The organism is Vibrio palustris, from assembly GCF_024346995.1.
GTDB lineage: Bacteria > Pseudomonadota > Gammaproteobacteria > Enterobacterales > Vibrionaceae > Vibrio > Vibrio palustris.
The window spans coordinates 2,181,636-2,200,145 of the sequence record NZ_AP024887.1 but is presented as its reverse complement, the minus strand read 5'-3'; the positions used below and the strand labels follow the sequence as shown (position 1 = coordinate 2,200,145).

At 44.1% G+C, this 18,510-nt stretch carries 13 protein-coding genes; 10 read left to right on the top strand and 3 right to left on the bottom strand.

From position 1 onward, the window contains the following. Positions 1–151: 151 nt before the first annotated feature. Together OCU30_RS10225 and OCU30_RS10220 are read right to left on the bottom strand one after the other, a co-directional pair. Positions 152–1,411, bottom strand: a complete 1,260-nt coding sequence (locus tag OCU30_RS10225; RefSeq protein ID WP_077315770.1) for an inorganic phosphate transporter — start codon at positions 1,409–1,411, stop codon at positions 152–154. A gap of 135 nt (positions 1,412–1,546) precedes the next feature. Beyond that, the gene (locus tag OCU30_RS10220; RefSeq protein WP_077315769.1) at positions 1,547–2,227 is read right to left on the bottom strand and encodes a TIGR00153 family protein; all 681 of its coding nucleotides are present in this window, start codon (positions 2,225–2,227) and stop codon (positions 1,547–1,549) included. 203 nt (positions 2,228–2,430) lie between these two features. On the opposite strand from OCU30_RS10220, the gene OCU30_RS10215 reads away from it, so the two are divergent. The 4 genes from OCU30_RS10215 to hldE all read left to right on the top strand — a co-directional run bounded on the left by OCU30_RS10215 (position 2,431) and on the right by hldE (position 9,954). After that, positions 2,431–3,951 carry a CYTH and CHAD domain-containing protein gene (locus tag OCU30_RS10215; protein WP_077315768.1) on the top strand — a complete coding sequence of 507 codons (1,521 nt, stop codon included), beginning with the start codon at positions 2,431–2,433 and terminating at the stop codon, positions 3,949–3,951. 245 nt (positions 3,952–4,196) lie between these two features. Beyond that, complete coding sequence (locus OCU30_RS10210) at positions 4,197–5,453, top strand: methyl-accepting chemotaxis protein (protein WP_077315767.1); 1,257 nt, start codon at positions 4,197–4,199, stop codon at positions 5,451–5,453. 154 nt (positions 5,454–5,607) lie between these two features. Continuing rightward, entirely contained in the window at positions 5,608–8,457 is a 2,850-nt protein-coding gene (gene glnE / locus OCU30_RS10205) for a bifunctional [glutamate--ammonia ligase]-adenylyl-L-tyrosine phosphorylase/[glutamate--ammonia-ligase] adenylyltransferase (protein ID WP_077315766.1), read from the top strand. A gap of 66 nt (positions 8,458–8,523) precedes the next feature. Beyond that, positions 8,524–9,954 carry a bifunctional D-glycero-beta-D-manno-heptose-7-phosphate kinase/D-glycero-beta-D-manno-heptose 1-phosphate adenylyltransferase HldE gene (gene hldE, locus OCU30_RS10200; protein WP_077315765.1) on the top strand — a complete coding sequence of 477 codons (1,431 nt, stop codon included), beginning with the start codon at positions 8,524–8,526 and terminating at the stop codon, positions 9,952–9,954. 77 nt (positions 9,955–10,031) lie between these two features. On the opposite strand, the gene tolC is transcribed toward hldE, so the two are convergent. Further along, entirely contained in the window at positions 10,032–11,366 is a 1,335-nt protein-coding gene (gene tolC, locus OCU30_RS10195; protein ID WP_077315764.1) for an outer membrane channel protein TolC, read from the bottom strand. Positions 11,367–11,590: 224 nt separating this feature from the next. On the opposite strand from tolC, the gene nudF reads away from it, so the two are divergent. The 6 genes from nudF (at position 11,591) to parC (ending at position 18,449) form a co-directional block, all read left to right on the top strand. Next, positions 11,591–12,220, top strand: coding sequence for an ADP-ribose diphosphatase (gene nudF, locus OCU30_RS10190; protein WP_077315763.1), 630 nt, complete (start codon positions 11,591–11,593; stop codon positions 12,218–12,220). Then, the gene (locus OCU30_RS10185) at positions 12,208–12,657 is read left to right on the top strand and encodes a DUF1249 family protein (RefSeq protein ID WP_077315762.1); all 450 of its coding nucleotides are present in this window, start codon (positions 12,208–12,210) and stop codon (positions 12,655–12,657) included. Before nudF ends, OCU30_RS10185 begins: the two co-directional genes overlap by 13 nt. A 19-nt stretch (positions 12,658–12,676) precedes the next feature. Further along, on the top strand, positions 12,677–13,498 hold the full coding sequence (gene cpdA, locus OCU30_RS10180) for a 3',5'-cyclic-AMP phosphodiesterase (protein WP_077315761.1): 822 nt from the start codon (positions 12,677–12,679) through the stop codon (positions 13,496–13,498). Between the two features lie 2 nt (positions 13,499–13,500). Beyond that, a complete protein-coding gene (gene yqiA, locus OCU30_RS10175; RefSeq protein ID WP_077315760.1) occupies positions 13,501–14,082 on the top strand; it encodes an esterase YqiA in 582 nt (193 codons plus the stop codon). A gap of 218 nt (positions 14,083–14,300) precedes the next feature. Then, positions 14,301–16,187: a DNA topoisomerase IV subunit B gene (parE, locus tag OCU30_RS10170; RefSeq protein ID WP_077315759.1), complete on the top strand. Its 1,887-nt coding sequence runs from the start codon at positions 14,301–14,303 to the stop codon at positions 16,185–16,187. Between the two features lie 3 nt (positions 16,188–16,190). Then, entirely contained in the window at positions 16,191–18,449 is a 2,259-nt protein-coding gene (parC, locus tag OCU30_RS10165; protein WP_077315758.1) for a DNA topoisomerase IV subunit A, read from the top strand. Positions 18,450–18,510 lie beyond the last annotated feature (61 nt).

Sequence of the window (18,510 nt, the reverse complement as noted above, 5' to 3'; positions counted from 1 at the left end):
TTTTTGAGTTTTGCTTCAATAGAGTTTTGTTTAATACATTGATAGTAAAAATTTTCCGGCTTCGGTGCAACAAAGAAGGGAGGCTAAGCCTCCCTTTATGTGTATTTATGTGAGAATTTACTTCTCATTTACAAAGATATGACTCGCGTCGTTAACTAAATACCGCTTGAATGGCGTAAAAGAAGATTACGGCCAACAATGCGCCTGCTGGTAGCGTGATGATCCAGGAAGCTACAATATTACGTACTACGCCAAGATTTAGAGCGGCAATGCCTCGAGCAAAACCAACACCTAAGACCGCACCGACCAATGTTTGTGTGGTTGAAATTGGTAAACCTGTACCTGAGGCAAGGACAACCGTACACGCCGTTGCTAGCTGCGCTGCAAAGCCGCGACTTGGGGTCAATTCAGTAATCCCCGTACCAACTGTCGCCATCACTTTATGACCAAGCGTCGCTAGGCCCACTACGATACCGACACCACCAAGTGGTAAAATCCACCACGCGATATCACTTTTCGCGCCAATCTCACCCATGTTTTGCACTGTGGCAACCACGGCAGAGAGTGGACCGATAGCATTGGCAACATCGTTTGAACCATGTGCGAATGCCATTGCACATGCCGTAATGACCATCAATACGCTGAAAATGCTTTCAACGCTGTTTGAGCCATCATTGTTATCACGATTAGAGAAGTGTTTCGCAATGTAAATATAACCACCAATCATCACCATGGCTGAAACGGCAATAGACCATATCCATGCCTCTAGTGAGGTAAGGTTTAGACCCACATGGCTCAAGCCTTTTTTGATTGTTACCAATGCAATGACCATCGTGGTAATAAACATGTAAACAGGAACAAAACGTTTTGCATTCAGTAGTGGCGTATCGGTATCAAAAATCAGACGTTGAGCACTAATGAAAATCAAGTATGCAAAGAAACCAGAAATGATGGGGGTAACAATCCAACTTCCCACAATACCTTGGACAGATGACCAATCAATCGCATGCGTCCCTACAGATATGCACGCGAAACCAATAATGGCACCAATGATGGAGTGAGTAGTAGAAACGGGCCAGCCCATATACGAGGCGACAAGTAGCCAGGTGCCAGCGGCTAATAGTGCCGAGAGCATGCCGTAGATCAATACATCAGGGTGAGCTGTAAATAAAGACGTTTCAATCACGCCTTTACGAATAGTGTCAGTAACTTCGCCACCGGCCAAATAAGCGCCAGCAAACTCAAAAATCATAGCGATTACTATCGCTTGTTTAACGGTCAGTGCTTTTGAGCCTACGGAAGTGCCCATCGCATTCGCTACATCGTTTGCACCGATGCCAATTGCCATTAATAAACCAAAAGCGGCTGCGACTAAAATCAGGACAGTGCCGTAGTTAGCAAGGATATCCATCGTAATACCTAGTTGTTGATAACAAGCGGAGCATTTATGTTTTTCAACACACGCCTAGCCCGTGAGCGTAAATATATTCGCTTAAATCGGACAAAGTTCGTTAAATACTCTTTGTTATTGGGTTAACTTTTATTCTTATGAGCGAGACAACATTACTTCCAAACGAGCACCTACGCGCAACGCTTGATCTGCAATACCACCGACCCATTCAAAAATTTTATAAAGGAAAATAACATCAATAGGGTTCAACTCTGCTTCCATCGCTAATAGCTGTTGGCGCAGGTTAATCTGCATATTGTCAGTATCGTCTTCTATTACGTCTAGTTGGTTGATCATTTCAGCAACTAATGTGACTTCACGCCCTTTAAATCCAGCTTCGAGTAGTTCATCAAGCTCATTAATGACTTTTTCAGCTTGTGAAGCAGCATCGAGGCAGCGTTGCACATAGAGAATAAAATCCTCTTGCATTGATTCGGGAATGCCTAGTTGTCGACCGAGTACTCGGCCTGAAATGTCTTTGGCAAGGTTGGCGAGTTTATCTTGTTGCGTTAATAGCTCTAACATGTCAGTACGATCGACTGGCATGAATAAGCCACGAGGCAACTTAAGACGAATCTCTCGTTTTAGGACATCTGCTTCTTTCTCTAAATGAGAGATTTGAGAACGAAGTTCTGCTGCCTTCTCCCAGTCACCTCTGTTTGCTACTTCAAAGAAGTTGACTAGATGAGAACAACATTCGTTCACACAGACTACATGTTGCTGCAAAGGCTTTATAGGGGACTTTGCAAATAACCCCATTATTGTATTCACTGGCATGGTGATTCAACCCAATTGCTATAACCTAAATTAAACATACGTCATTTATGGCGAAATGTTGAGCGTTGGCTATAAAGGCGCGCATGTTACCCCATTCAGAGCGGCATTAAAATAGTTTAGATCATCAAATGCTCGATATTTCTCTCTTGCTCAAGTCTCGAATAGACAATATCCTGTCGTCATCTTCTTCGAAAGGTATAGCTATGGAAACCGAGATAGAACTGAAGTTTTTTGTTTCTCCAGAATTTGCAGATATTTTACGCGAAAAAATCTCTGATGCACGGATACTTCAGCACAGTTGTCGTGATTTAGGCAACACCTATTTTGACACACCGGATAATTGGTTACGTAACCACGATATTGGTTTGCGTATCCGTCGTTATGATGATGTGTATATTCAAACGGTTAAGACAGCCGGTCGGGTTGTGGCGGGGTTACACCAACGGCCCGAGTATAATGCCGAACACTCGGGCGATGATCCTGATTTGACATTGCATCCCGACAATATTTGGCCAGAAGGCAAAACGGTGGCAGCCTTACAAGACGAGTTGGTGCCGTTATTTGTGACTGACTTTAATCGTGAAACTTGGCTTGTTGCCATGCAAGATGGTAGCCAGATAGAGATCGCCTTTGATAGTGGTGTTGTGTCTGCTGGTGGCTTATCGGAAGATATTTGTGAGGTCGAACTGGAGCTCAAATCTGGTCAGGTGGATGCTTTGTTCACCTTAGCTCGTCATATCAGTGAGCATGGCGGTATGCGTTTGGGAAATCGCAGTAAAGCGGCCAGAGGGTATCGCTTAGCCTACCAACAGCCTATCGACACGGTTAGTACTCTTCAGCCCGTCACAGTACGTTCTCAAGATACGGTTGAAACTTGTTTTATTAAATCACTCGAGCACGCGTTATCGCATTGGCAGCGCCACGAACAAATCTATGTTGAGCAAGATAATAATGAAGCGCTCAATAAGATCCGTTCTTCTGTTTGTTTTATTCGTCAAATTCTTACTGTGTTCAGTAGCATTGTCCCTCGTCGAGCGAGTGCGATTCTTCGCCAAGAACTTAAATGGTTAGAAGATGAATTACGTTGGCTAAGAGATGACGACTATCTGAATAACTTGCTTGATGATAAAGGATATGCGCTTCGTAAGTTGGATACGCGTAAGCGTTTAGTGAATGAGCTGAAAGAGTTAAAATCTGCCCTGCCGACCAGAGCAGACACATTGGCTTTGATAGATTCTAGTCGCTATACCGCTTTGCTTTTAGACTTAAGTCGGTGGATTTTAACACGAGGGTGGCAGCCATTTTTGGATGAGCAGGCGCAAGAAAACATTGATTGTCCGGTAACGGATTTTGCGATGAAACAGCTTGATCGTTCATGGGCAGAATTGATTGAAGCGTTTCCGCCTGAGCATAAAGTGACGAAACAAGGCTATATTGAGCAGCAAGAGCATTTGACACGTAACCTGTATACGGGGATGTGTTTTTGCCATTTGTTCACCGATGAAGAGTGCCAATCGTTTCGCTTACCTTGGGAAGATCTGCTGGATGGCATCGATGATCTGCTTATGTTGCAGCCGATTGAGGGCCTTGTCGACAAGCTTGAGGATAGTGAGCAGCACGCACAGCTACTTCGTTGGATCACTCGTCAAGAGCATTCAATTTTGCATGCGATGGATCAATCACGTTTTAGTGGTTTTGATGCCAAGCCTTATTGGCGGGATTAAACTTTCTCAAATTCGGTATGAAAAAAAAGAAGCCATTGGCTTCTTTTTTTGTTATCCGTCACAAAACATTGTAATTAGTGAATATTTGTATTCAAGTTTAAGACTCTGTGGGCGATCACAAATTAAGGGATTAACCCCAAACCAAGTAGGTTCATTCTTATACATTTTGTTAGTATGACATAGCTTAGATTGGACTTTGATCCAAAAAACTATAATTACAATGTAATAACTATTCGGAGAAAGATATGACAACAATGGCCTTTACGCCATGGGAACGGATCATCACTGACGTTCGGCTAGTTCCTAGAATGATACTGTTAATGGTATTTAGTACCATATTAATCATTACTAAGCAGTTATGGGATGCTCACACTTTTTATCAAGCAATTCTTGTTGCAACCCAAAGCGCTGATATTGCCCAAAAGCATTACGAGGATTATTTAGTCCAAGTGGCTTGGCAAACCTGTGGCATGATTGTTGTCTTTGTGATTTTGCTTTTGTTTGCAGCGCGCGTCATGCTCAAACAAACACAGTATCTTAGCTTGGTGATTAAGCGAATGGCGCAACGCGATCTCTCGCAACCGATCGCTATGGAGTGTAAGGATGAGTATGGCGATGTGGCTCGTGAGCTGGAAAAAACTCGTCTTCAATTAAATGATTTGATTAAAAACCAAATTCAATCCTCGAATGAGCTGGCAGAAATCACCGGTGTTATGGCGACGAGTATGGCAGAAACCAAACAGTCAGCTCAGGAAGAATTTAATGAGATCGACATGCTCGCCACTGCGATGAGCGAGATGACATCGACGGTACAAACGGTGGCAGACAATGCTCATAGCGCGTCAACACTGACAGATAGTACGTCACAGCAAGCCAGTTCTGGACAACAGTTCGTTAATAGCACTGTGGTGAAAATGCGGGCGCTTTCTAATGATATTTCCGAATCCGCCCAAGCGGTTAATCAAGTCGAAGAAAGAGTAGAAGTGATCGGTAGTGTCGTTGATACCATTCGAGGAATTTCCGATCAAACCAATTTATTGGCTTTGAATGCCGCCATCGAAGCCGCGCGAGCAGGGGAGTCAGGCCGAGGTTTTGCGGTTGTCGCAGATGAGGTGCGTAACCTAGCACAGAGCACACAAAATGCGACAGTTGATATCCAGAGTATGATTGAGCAGTTACAGCAAAGCGCCAATCAAGCCGTGTCTCTTATGGAAAAAAGTGTTGTGGAAGCGGCAGATGGTGTTGAGCTGGTCAGTAACGCTGGATCTGAGCTTGATAATATTGTTGACCATGTTAAACAAATCAATGACATGAACTTCCAAATCGCGACAGCCGCGAGTCAGCAAAGCACGGTCGCGGAAGAAATGAATCAAAATCTAACCAATGTTAGAGGCTTAGTGGAAGTATCGGTGTCTGTGATTGGTGAGTTACAAGAAACCTCACAGGCTCTGGAGCATAATGCGGCAACCTTAGATAAGAAAATTATGGAGTTTACGGTGTAGTAGGCCGTACCTGTTTTACAACTCAAAAGCACCAATTGTATTGGTGCTTTTTTTATGTCTTAGATTCAATCTTTTGGGGATTCATCTGGCGGCTTTTTTGTACTTCAGTATACTGATTTTACACCCTGTTTGAGCACGTACATAAGGATTTCACATGCCGTTACCCTCGCCACTTCAAGCTCTGGCTGAGCAAGAATTCTCTCAGTTGCTTGAGGTATTACCTCAGGTAGCTGAATGGTCAGACGAATTACAACAGCAAACTTGTGAAGTGATGGGGTTAAGTCCATTCGTTGCTGAAACCTTGAAAAGGGGGCCTGAATGGGCAGGGGATTTACCGAAACGCATTCCCTTTAAGGTTAATGACCCTGTGGCATATCGAGATGTCTTATCGCAGCAACTGTTAACCTGCGAATCAGAAGTGCAAGCGATGGCGATTTTACGTCATTTTCGTCAAGAGGAAATGACGATAATTGCTTGGCGAGATTTCCATCAGTTATGGAGCATCCAAGAGAGTTTGCACCATTTATCTGAACTGGCTGAGGCGATCATTTTTGAAGCCTATCACTGGCTCTATCAAATGTGCTGTCGGGAGTGGGGAACACCGATGAGCGTCGATGGGCATCCGCAATCGATGCTCATCATTGGTATGGGGAAACTGGGCGGTACAGAGCTGAATTTTTCTTCGGATATCGATCTTATTTTTACCTATCCAGAAAATGGAGAAACTCAGGGAACACGCCGCTCAATTGCGAATGCACAATTTTTTACTCGCTTAGGACAACGCCTCATTAAACTGCTTGATCAACCCACTGTTGATGGTTTTTGCTATCGCGTCGATATGCGCTTACGACCTTTTGGTGAAAGCGGGCCTTTAGTCATGAGCTATTCGGCTTTGGAAGATTATTACCAAGAGCAAGGGCGGGATTGGGAGCGTTATGCCATGGTAAAAGCGCGTGTGATGGGGCGAGAAATGTATGCACATTATCAAGAGCTACGTGAAATGCTGCGTCCATTTGTGTTTCGTCGTTATATTGATTTTAGTGCCATTCAATCACTGCGCCGTATGAAAACCATGATTCGCAGTGAAGTACGCCGACGAGGTTTGCATGACAATATTAAACTAGGAGCGGGAGGCATACGCGAAATTGAGTTTATTGTTCAAGCGTTTCAATTGATCCGCGGTGGGCGTGAACCCGCTCTACAAGAGCGTGGTTTGCTGTCTGCTCTAGAGGGCATTAAGCAGCTAGAGTTAATGCCTGAATTAGCCATAACGCAATTATATCAAGCCTATTTATTTTTGCGCCGTTTAGAAAACCTCTTACAAGCGCTTGAGGATAAACAGACACAAACCTTACCGCAAGATAGCGCTAATCAAGCACGTTTAGCCTATGCCTGTGGCTTTACTGATTGGTCGGCTTTAGTCGTACAACTGCGTCAGCATATGCAAAACGTTCATCAAGTGTTTAATGATGTGATTGGTGAAGAAGAAGAGCATACTCAAGACTGTGCGCCGGAGTGCTATCAAGAATTGTGGCAGTTATCTGATGATGAAGAAATGGTGAAGCAAATCCTTCATGATGAGTTGTCTATTTCTATTAAGGCGAACCTTCATCAACAACTGGTGAGTTTTAAACACGATTTAGATAAAAAAACGATTGGTCCGCGTGGACGAGATGTATTGAATCACCTGATGCCCAAAGTGTTTCATGCGATTTTCATCCATCCAGATGCTGAGTTTGGTTTTGAGCGTGTTCTTTCATTATTAAATCATATCGTGACTCGAACAACCTACCTCGAGTTATTAGATGAATACCCTGCGGCGTTAACCCAGTTAGTTAATTTATGTACCGCGAGCCCAATGGTGTCGAAAAAACTCTCGCGTTATCCCATTTTGCTTGATGAATTGATTGACCCTGAGCAGCTATATCATCCGATTGACGTCTCTGAGTATCACCGTGAGTTGCGTGACTTTATGGCGCGAATTCCAGAAGATGACATGGAACAGCAAATGGAGGGGCTGCGTCAGTTTAAGCAAATTGCCATTTTACGTATCGCCGCGGCTGATATCACTGGAGTGTTACCGGTGATGAAGGTGAGCGATCATTTAACTTCGCTAGCAGAAGCGATCATTGCTAGCGTGGTTAAGCAAGCGTGGCAACAAGTGACGGAAAAATTTGGGCAGCCAACGCATCTCTCTGAGAGAGATGGGCTCGGATTTGCGGTATTGGGATATGGTAAAGTCGGCGGGTGGGAGCTCGGCTACAATTCGGATCTCGACTTAGTCTTTTTACATGATTGTCCTGATCATGTGCTGACCGATGGTGCGAAAGAAATAGATGGTAAACAGTTTTATTTACGGTTAGCGCAGCGTATTACACATTTATTTTCTACCCGTACTCCTTCAGGTATTTTATATGATGTCGATACCCGCTTACGTCCATCGGGAGCCGCCGGACTATTAGTTAGCCCCCTGACTTCCTTTGCACAGTATCAGCAAGAAAATGCGTGGACGTGGGAGCATCAAGCACTGGTTCGGGCGCGAATGGTGTATGGTGATGAAATTTTAGAGCGAGGCTTTACGCGTGTACGTCATGATATTTTAACCATCCCCCGCAATGAGGCGACTTTAAAACAGGCTGTCGCCGATATGCGAGAGAAAATGCGTAAACATCTCGCTGGTAAAAAAGCCGGTCGATTTATGCTTAAACAAGATTCGGGTGGGATCACTGATATTGAGTTTTTGGCTCAGTATCTGGTACTACGTTATAGTCATACAAAACCACAACTTACACGGTGGTCAGATAATGTGCGTATTTTTGAATCTCTGGCACAGCAAGCGGTATTGAGCTCTGAGCAAGCAGCACAATTAACTCATGCCTATACGACGTTACGCAACCAGATCCACAGACGTAACTTATTGAATCTTTCAACGGATGTCGCGTTATCGCGTTTTACAAATGAACGTGAGCAGGTCATTGATCTTTGGAATACATGGCTGGGCTGAGAGAGTTTTAGTCATTGTCATGCTTGTGATAGACTTCGCGGCATAACGAAAATTGGAGAACCATGAATGAAGCCAATCCTACCTGATTACAACGATGCAGGGGTATTGATCATCGGTGATGTCATGCTGGATCGATACTGGTATGGCGCGACCGGGCGTATTTCGCCTGAAGCACCTGTGCCAGTTGTGAAAGTGGAACAAAATGAAGAGCGTCCTGGCGGTGCAGCCAACGTCGCGATGAATATTGCGTCTTTGGGAGGTCGTGCGCATATTGTCGGTCTAACAGGACAAGATGAACCTGCACAGGTATTGAATGACAAACTGAGTTCTCTCAATGTGAAGTGCGATTTTGTGGCATTACCCGATTATCCAACTATTACTAAGTTGCGTGTATTAAGTCGTGGTCAGCAACTGATTCGTTTGGACTTTGAAGATAAGTTTGAAAATACCGATGCCCAATTGATTTTGGAGCGTATGGATGCCGCGCTACCTAACGTACGTGCGCTGATTTTATCTGATTATGCGAAAGGTGCTTTAGAGCATGTACAGCAATTTGTTCAAAAAGCGCGTACAGCGAATATCCCAGTGTTGGTGGATCCCAAAGGTGCGGACTTTGAACGCTACCGTGGAGCCACAATTCTAACTCCCAACATGTCTGAATTTGAGCAGGTGGTCGGGAAGGTTAAAACAGAAGAAGAATTAGTGGAAAAAGGGCTCGAGCTGATTGAGCAGTTTGATCTTGAAGCGCTACTGGTGACGCGTAGTGAACATGGTATGACGCTATTACGTCGTGGTGAATTGCCATTTCACTTACCGACCTTGGCGAAAGAAGTGTATGACGTAACAGGAGCGGGTGATACGGTTATTTCAACACTGGCGGCATCAGTAGCTGCGGGTAAACCACTGGACGAAGCCTGTGCCTTAGCGAATGCTGCGGCGGGGATCGTAGTCGGTAAGCTGGGGACATCCACGGTATCTACTGTTGAATTAGCCGAAGCGGTGCATGGCTCTCGTGACACTGAATATGGTGTAACGACGGAAGAAAAGCTCATAGAAGCGGTTAAGCAAGCTAAACGTCGTGGTGAGAAAGTCGTGATGACCAATGGCTGTTTCGATATTTTACATGCAGGTCATGTGTCTTATTTAAATAATGCTGCGCAATTAGGTGAACGTTTGATCGTTGCCGTAAATTCTGATGAATCGGTAAAACGATTGAAAGGCTCAGGCCGTCCTGTCAATACACTCGATCGACGCATGGCAGTATTAGCCGGCTTAGAAGCGGTGGATTGGGTGGTACCATTTAGTGAAGATACACCGCAGCGCGTGATCGCCGAGATCCTTCCTTCGTTATTGGTCAAAGGTGGCGATTATAAGCCAGAAGAAATCGCGGGTGGTAAAGAAGTGATCGCAGACGGTGGTGCGGTCAAAGTACTGAATTTTGAAGATGGTTGCTCAACGACAAAAATCATTGAATCTATTAAGAAAAATGAAGAGTAAGTTACTTTTTATCTGATGATTCGATATAAAAAAACGCCGACAATGTCGGCGTTTTTTATTGCTATGATAATCACACATTAACTACCGTTTGACGGAGCTTTTTGTAGACCTGCATTGATGTCTAAAATATCTTGCTCGCTCAATGTGCCTGTTGCTTTACGTAGTTTTAATACATTAATAATGTAGTCGTAGCGCGCATCCGCTAAATTCTTCTTCGCATTGTATAAGCGGCGTGTTGAATCAAGAACATCAACAATCGTACGAGTACCCACTTCAAAGCCTGCTTCTGTGGCTTTTAGTGCTGATTTAGCAGAAACGAGTGCTTGTTGATAAGCATTCACTGCACCAACAGAGGCATTAATATTGTTATTAAATGCATGAACTTGTTTTACGACACTACGATACTGCGCTTCTAAATCTTGGCTAGCTTGAACGTATTGTAATTCTGCTTGCTTGCTTAGAGAGGTAATATTACCACCAGTATACAAAGGTACTGATACATTAATACCGACGTTTAAGTCTTTGGTATCATGATTATCAAAGGTATTGTATTTCGCGTAATCGCTGTCGTATTCACGGTTATAATTGTAGCCACCATCTAAGGTCAATGACGGTAGGTTTTTGGCATCAGCTAAAGAAATTTTATCTTTCGCGATGTCTTTGGTGATGCGTCCAGCAAGCAAGGTGAGGTTCTTAGTTTCAGCCTGATTGAGCATTTTCGTCATACTGTCTTGCGTACGAGTAATTGAGAAACGCTTCTTATCTAAGATACTAAGGTGAGTTGGCTCTTGACCGGTAATTTCTCGCAGTGACTCGTAGCTGTTATCCAGTGTGTTCTTAGCGATGATTTCATCGGCTAATACGGCGTCGTACTGTGCTTTTGCATCGTGAACATCAGTAATTGCAGATAAACCGACATCAAAACGCTGTTTAGTTTGGTCTAGCTGACGTGATACCGCATTTTTCTCAGATTGCACAAATGCCAAATTATCTTTGGCACGTAAGACATCAAAGTACGCTTCTGCTACTCGCATCATTAAAGATTGCTGAGCAGCGGCGTAATTGGCATCCGCAACGCGAGCTTGTTTCTCGGCTGAATCTAATGATAACCAGCTCGAGCGTTTATATAATTCTTGACTAAATGTCACACCTGCAGATAGAGCACGACTGTTACGTACAGATTCGTCACTGCTGTTGATAGTGTAACCGCCCGTCAAATTGATTTGTGGTAATAAAGCACTCTTTGTTGAGTTAATCGCCTCGAAGGCACGATCTCGAGATGCTTCTTGTCCCAGAAGTTGCGGATCATTCTTTTTTGCTAAATCATAGACTTGGGCTAGGTTGTCTGCCCAGGTGAAAGCCGAAAAGCTTCCTAATGCTGCACTAATAATAATAGGTAGCAGTTTGTTCATTGGTATTTTTCCTGCCGTTTTTAAGCCAAAGTTGGCACAGTTTATCGTAAAATAGGAGGGATTGATGCCAAAGGTTATACATTTTTTGCTTATACTGTACAAGTGATGATTATTGACTACTCTGTCAATAAATAAAAATTTAAAATTTATAGTAAAAGTTGAACCATGTCCTTGGTACTTTACCCCTGTCATGAGTAGACTATGGGATTCTATCGGGAGGTGGTATGGCTATTGATCCAAAACAACGAGAGACATTTTCTTCACAGGATCTCGAGATTCTCTCAAAAGAAACACTCTTTCGTGGCTTTTTTAGTATGGTGAAATATCGGTTTAAGCACCGCTTGTTTGCCGGAGGATGGAGTCAGCCGATTGAACGTGAAATGTTCGAACGTGGCCGAGCTGCCGCTGTTTTACCCTACGATCCGGTGCGTGATGAAGTCGTACTGATTGAACAAATTCGTGTCGGCGCCTTAGAGCATGAACATCCATGGCAGTTAGAAATTGTTGCCGGTGTGTTTGATGATAACGAGAGCGCACAAGAAGTCGTCACGCGAGAAGCGCAAGAAGAAGCGGGCGTTGACTTAATTGAACTCGAAAAAGTGACTTCGTTTTATCCTTCTTCTGGTGGCTGCTCTGAGCGTTTAGATGTCTTTGTGGGTCAAGTTAATAGTTCATTAGCCGCTGGAGTGCATGGGTTGGATGAAGAAGGTGAAGATATCAAAGTTCACGTGGTAAGCCGTGAATATGCTTATCAGTTAGTGAAAAATGGGCAATTTGAGAATGGAGCCTCAATTATTGCGTTGCAATGGTTGGAACTAAATTACAAAGTGTTACGAGAACAATGGCAGAGTTAGCAATCCGAAAAAAATACCACGTTGATTTCCCAGAGTTAATGAGGCTTTACGAAACCAATTATGTAAAGCTCAATGCATTGTTGCCAGCCAGAGGCGAAGTGGGTCACACACGCTGCTATGAAGCGATCAGTATGATCTATCAACTACATATATTGGAAATAACCAAATACACGACGTTGATCGAAATTTGTCAAAGTGATCAAGTTGCTGTATTTCCTTTACCGACAATGTCTGTCAGGCTATACCATGATGCTCGGGTTGCTGAAGTGTGTTCAGCTGATCAATTGGGTCGTATCCAAGCGCGTTATGACTATCCGAATGTGAAAATGGTACAGAGAGACGAAAAAGCGCAACTTAACCGGTTTTTAGGTGACTGGCTTACCTTTTGTCTGAGACATGGGATCAGTCGGGCTCCTCTTAATATCCGTCAACCATAATAACTTAGGTTTATTGATTTTGAACGTGTCGCCTAGCAAAGACAATTCCAGTAGCATCCATCTGTTGCAAATCACGGATACGCATTTGTTTGCGCCAAACGATGGGTGTTTACTCGGCGTGAATACAGCAGAAAGCTTTCATGCGGTTGTCGAAGATATTGTAAATACTCAGGTCGAGTTTGATGCGATTCTCGCCACGGGAGATATCTCCCAAGATCACAGTCATGACTCTTATGCTCGCTTTGTCGAAGGCATTAAACCGCTCGAAAAAAGCTGTTATTGGTTGCCTGGAAATCATGATTATAAACCCGAAATGTTTAGCGTGTTACCGACGCCACAAGTGGTATGTCAGCAGCAAGTCGTGCTTAATGAGCATTGGCAGATCGTGATGTTAGACTCTCAAGTATCAGGTGTGCCACATGGGCGCTTGAATCAAGAGCAATTGGCGGTACTCGATAAAGCATTGCAGCAACATCCCGATAAGTGGTCTTTAATTGTATTGCATCATCATCCTGTCTTGGCGGGGAGTCAGTGGTTAGATCAGCATACACTAAAAGACAGCCAAGATTTTTGGGATATTGTGCAGCGTTATGACAAAGTGCAAGGCGTGATGTGTGGGCATATTCATCAAGAGCTGGATGTCGATCACCATGGTGTACGTGTGTTAGCGACGCCATCGACGTGTGTGCAATTTAAACCGCAATCGAGTCAATTTTGTTTAGATAACCGCTCTCCGGGATGGCGTGAAATTGAATTGTGTGTTGATGGCCAAATAAAAACCCAAGTCAAACGTCTAACGCATGGACGTTTTTTACCCGACTATAGAGCGAGTGGATATTAGTCATGAAACCAAGCTTATTGATTTATGTTCATGGATTTAATAGCTCGCCTGGCTCATTAAAAGCCTCATTGATGGCAAAATATTGTGCAGAGCATCGCCCTGATATACGAGTCGAGATCCCACAGCTGCCTAATTTTCCTGAGCAAGCTGCATATCAGCTTAAGCAGTTAGTGGAAGAGCATCAAAATGATTATCGAATTGGTTTAGCCGGCAGTTCACTTGGCGGGTATTTTTGCACGTGGCTCAATGCGCACTATGCATTGCCAGCGGTATTGATTAATCCGGCCGTAAAACCGTATGAATTGTTAGTGGATTTTCTTGGCGTGCAAATCAACCCTTATACCCATGAGTCTTATGTGTTAAATGATACTCATATTGATGATTTAAAAGTGATTGATGTAGAGACTCTGACAAATCCTGATAACATTTGGGTATTATTACAAACGGGAGATGAGACGCTTGATTATCGTCAAGCTGAGAAAAAATACCAGTCTGCACATCTTACGATTGAATCTGGTGGTGATCATGGCTTTGTTGACTTTGAACGTTACCCTGAACGCATCATTCAGTTCTTAAATCTTTGAGTTATCCCTGCAGAAATCGTGAGAATATTCATTGATTACTGAGTAATGTCACTTGACATCAACTAGTCTTATCCAGACTATGTGCCCCTTAAACTTTCATCGTTCGACCCCTATGACAGTGCTGCTGGTTTGTAGACTGCAGTTTGAGGAACGAGAGCTGCGTGACACATTCATGCAGTACAGTTAACTTATTTTTATCGATATAAGCATTCCGTATTATGACAGAACAATATAATGCTGGAGCCATTGAGGTTCTTAATGGCTTAGAGCCAGTACGTCGCCGACCTGGGATGTATACGGATACCACGCGCCCTAACCATTTGGGGCAAGAAGTCATCGACAACAGTGTTGATGAAGCGTTGGCTGGGTATGCAACTAAGGTACAAGTTATTCTTCACGCCGATCAATCTTTAGAAGTGATTGATGATGGCCGAGGAATGCCTGTAGATATTCACCCTGAAGAAAATATTTCCGGGGTAGAGTTAATTCTTTGTAAGTTACATGCTGGCGGTAAATTTTCTAATAAGAGTTACCAATTCTCAGGTGGTTTACACGGAGTCGGTATTTCCGTTGTTAACGCTTTATCCGATCGTGTTGAAGTGAAGGTTCGCCGTGATGGACAAATCTATTCCATTGCATTTGAACACGGTAATAAAGTTGAAGATCTCGCCGTGACGGGAACCTGTGGACGCCGAGCAAAAGGCACGTCTGTCCATTTTTGGCCTGAAGCCAGTTACTTTGATTCCGCAAATTTCTCCGTAAGCAAGTTAGTGAATAATTTGCGCGCTAAGGCCGTACTTTGCCCAGGTTTAGAAATAACGTTTTCTGATAAAGTTAACGGTAAAGAATACCAATGGTATTACGAAGATGGTTTAAAAGACTATCTCGCGGAAGGCGTTAAGGGCTTTCCAGTATTACCTGAAGAGCCTTTGACTGGCGAGTTAAAAACAGAAACAGAAGCCGCTGATTGGGCATTAATTTGGCTACCAGAAGGTGGCGAGCTTATTACTGAAAGCTACGTGAACTTAATTCCAACACCGCAAGGTGGTACCCATGTGAATGGGTTACGCCAAGGCTTGTTAGACGCTATGCGTGAATTCTGTGAATATCGTAATTTACTCCCACGTGGCGTGAAATTGACGGGCGATGATATCTTTGAACGCTGCGCCTTTGTTTTGTCTGTAAAAATGCAAGATCCACAATTTGCTGGGCAAACAAAAGAGCGCTTGTCCTCACGTCAAGCGTCAGGGCTGGTGGCAAGTGGTGTCAAAGACTCGTTTAGTCTTTGGCTCAATGAACGCCCTCAGTTAGCGGAATTATTAGCCGAAGTATGTATTGCCAACGCGCATCGCCGTATGCGTGCGAGTAAAAAGGTTGTCCGAAAGAAAGTGTCCTCGGGGCCTGCATTACCGGGGAAACTTACCGATTGCTCACAACAAGATTTAAGTCGAACTGAGCTGTTTTTGGTGGAGGGTGACTCGGCGGGGGGCAGTGCTAAACAGGCGCGAGATCGAGAGTTTCAAGCGATCATGCCACTGCGAGGTAAGATCTTAAACACGTGGGAAGTCGCTTCAGATCAAGTGCTAGCCTCTCAAGAAGTACATGATATTTCTGTGGCGTTGGGGATTGATCCCGATTCAGATTCGTTAGAAGGATTACGCTACGGTAAAGTGTGTATTCTTGCCGACGCCGACTCAGATGGCTTACACATTGCAACGCTTTTGTGTGCGTTATTTACGCGTCATTTCCGTGGCTTAGTCAGTGGTGGCCATGTGTATGTAGCGATGCCGCCGCTATTTCGTATCGACTGTGGTAAAGAAGTTCACTATGCCTTGGATGAACAAGAAAAGGCGAGCATTTTAGAGCGCTTGAGTAGTAAAAAAGCCAAAGTGAACGTACAGCGCTTTAAAGGTTTGGGGGAAATGAACCCACTGCAATTACGAGAAACCACCATGGATCCCAATACACGTCGTCTTGTGCAATTAACCATGGATGATCGTGAAGAAACAGAAGAAATGATGGATATGTTATTAGGTAAAAAACGCGCTGATGATCGTCGCCAATGGTTGCAAAACAATGGTGACTTGGCCGAAGTTGAGGTGTAGTGAATGTCAACGGAAATCAATTATGATGGCGTAGAGCAGTTACCATTACGACGGTTTACTGAAGACGCATATCTCAATTATTCAATGTACGTCATCATGGATCGGGCACTGCCTTACATTGGTGACGGTTTAAAACCAGTACAGCGCCGTATTATTTATGCCATGTCGGAGCTTGGTTTATCGGCAGCAGCAAAATATAAAAAATCTGCACGTACCGTGGGTGATGTGCTGGGTAAGTATCATCCACACGGCGACTCTGCGTGTTATGAAGCCATGGTGCTTATGGCTCAGCCTTTCTCTTACCGTTACCCACTGATCGACGGACAGGGAAACTGGGGTGCACCTGATGATCCTAAGTCTTTCGCGGCAATGCGTTATACCGAAGCGAAGTTATCGAAATTTGCGGAAGTATTATTAAGTGAGCTAGGTCAAGGTACGGTAGATTGGCAGCCCAATTTTGATGGCACGATGAAAGAGCCGAAAATTTTGCCCGCTCGCTTGCCACATATTTTACTCAATGGCGTTACAGGGATTGCCGTGGGTATGGCAACTGATATTCCACCACATAATGTGCGTGAAGTTGCCAATGCTGCGATCCATCTATTGGAAAACCCAAAATCTGAATTGTCGGATTTAATGGAGTTTGTAAAAGGCCCAGATTACCCAACAGAGGCTGAGGTGATTTCACCCCCGGCGGATCTGAAAAAGATTTATAACACGGGTCGTGGTAGCGTCAAAATGCGTGCATTGTGGCACAAAGAAGACCATGAAATCGTGATTACGGCTTTGCCGCATCAAGTTTCAGGATCTAAATTACTCGAACAAATCGCCAATCAAATGCGGGCTAAAAAGCTACCAATGATTGAAGATTTGCGTGACGAATCAGATCATGAAAACCCAACGCGCTTTGTCTTAGTCCCTAAATCGAATCGTGTGGATTGTGATGTGGTAATGAACCACCTGTTTGCATCGACAGATTTAGAGCGTAGCTATCGGGTTAACTTGAATATGATTGGCCTAGATGGTCGTCCGCAAGTGAAAGGCTTAGTGAATATTTTGGCTGAGTGGCTAGAATTTCGCCGCCATACGGTGCGCGCGCGGTTGCAGCATCGTCTCGATAAAGTCATGGCACGCTTGCACATTTTAGAAGGCTTGCTGATTGCTTATCTTAATATTGATGAAATCATTGAAATCATTCGTAGTGAAGACGAGCCTAAGCCTATCTTGATGCAGCGTTTCGGTATTTCTGAGATTCAAGCGGATGCTATTCTTGATACCAAATTACGCCATTTGGCGAAACTGGAAGAAGTTAAGATCCGCGGTGAGCAAGAAGAGTTAGCGAAAGAACGTGATAAGTTAGAGCAGCTACTTGGCTCTGAGCGTCGCTTGAATACTTTGATCAAAAAAGAGCTCAAAGCCGATGCAGAGAAATACGGCGATGATCGTCGTTCGCCATTAGTTGAACGTGCGGAAGCCAAAGCTTTAACAGAACGCGAGTTATTGCCAAGTGAAGCGATCACTGTGATCTTGTCGGAGAAAGGTTGGATTCGTCAAGGCAAAGGCCACGAAGTTGATTGTCAAAAGCTCAGCTATAAAGCAGGGGATCAATATTTGGCTCATGCATGCGGTAAGAGCAATCAGCCGGCGGTGTTCCTTGCCAGTGACGGCCGAAGTTATTCACTCGAATCCCATACCTTACCGTCGGCACGTAGCCAAGGTGAGCCGATTACGGGACGACTTAACATTACCGATGGTACGTCCATCCGTCAGGTCATTATGGGTGAAGAGGATCAGTTGTGGCTGGTTGGCTCTGATGCTGGATATGGATTTGTATGTAAAGGAACGGATCTTTTATCGAAGAACCGCAGTGGTAAAGCGTTAGTGAATTTACCCGCCAATGCTGAAATATTAACACCGAAGCCAATCGAGCAAGTCGAACACGATGAAATTTTAGCGATTACCGATCAAGGTAGGATGCTGATTTTCCCGATTCGAGATCTTCCTCAGCTAAGTAAAGGTAAAGGGAATAAGATCATTAACATTCCTGGAGCGAAAGCGAAAGCACGTGAAGAAGTCGTTTCACATTTACTTGTTCTGCCGGTAGGCGCTTCATTAACGCTCTATGCAGGTAAGCGTAAATTGGGACTCAAAGCATCGGATATGGATACATACCGTGGTGAACGTGGTCGTCGTGGTGGCTTACTGCCACGAGGTTTACAACGAGTCTCTGATATCGAAGTTCATATCGAGGATGTGGATTAATCCAGCGATTAAGTGAATTAATGAAAAACGGATCTCATTGAGATCCGTTTTTTTTGTAGGT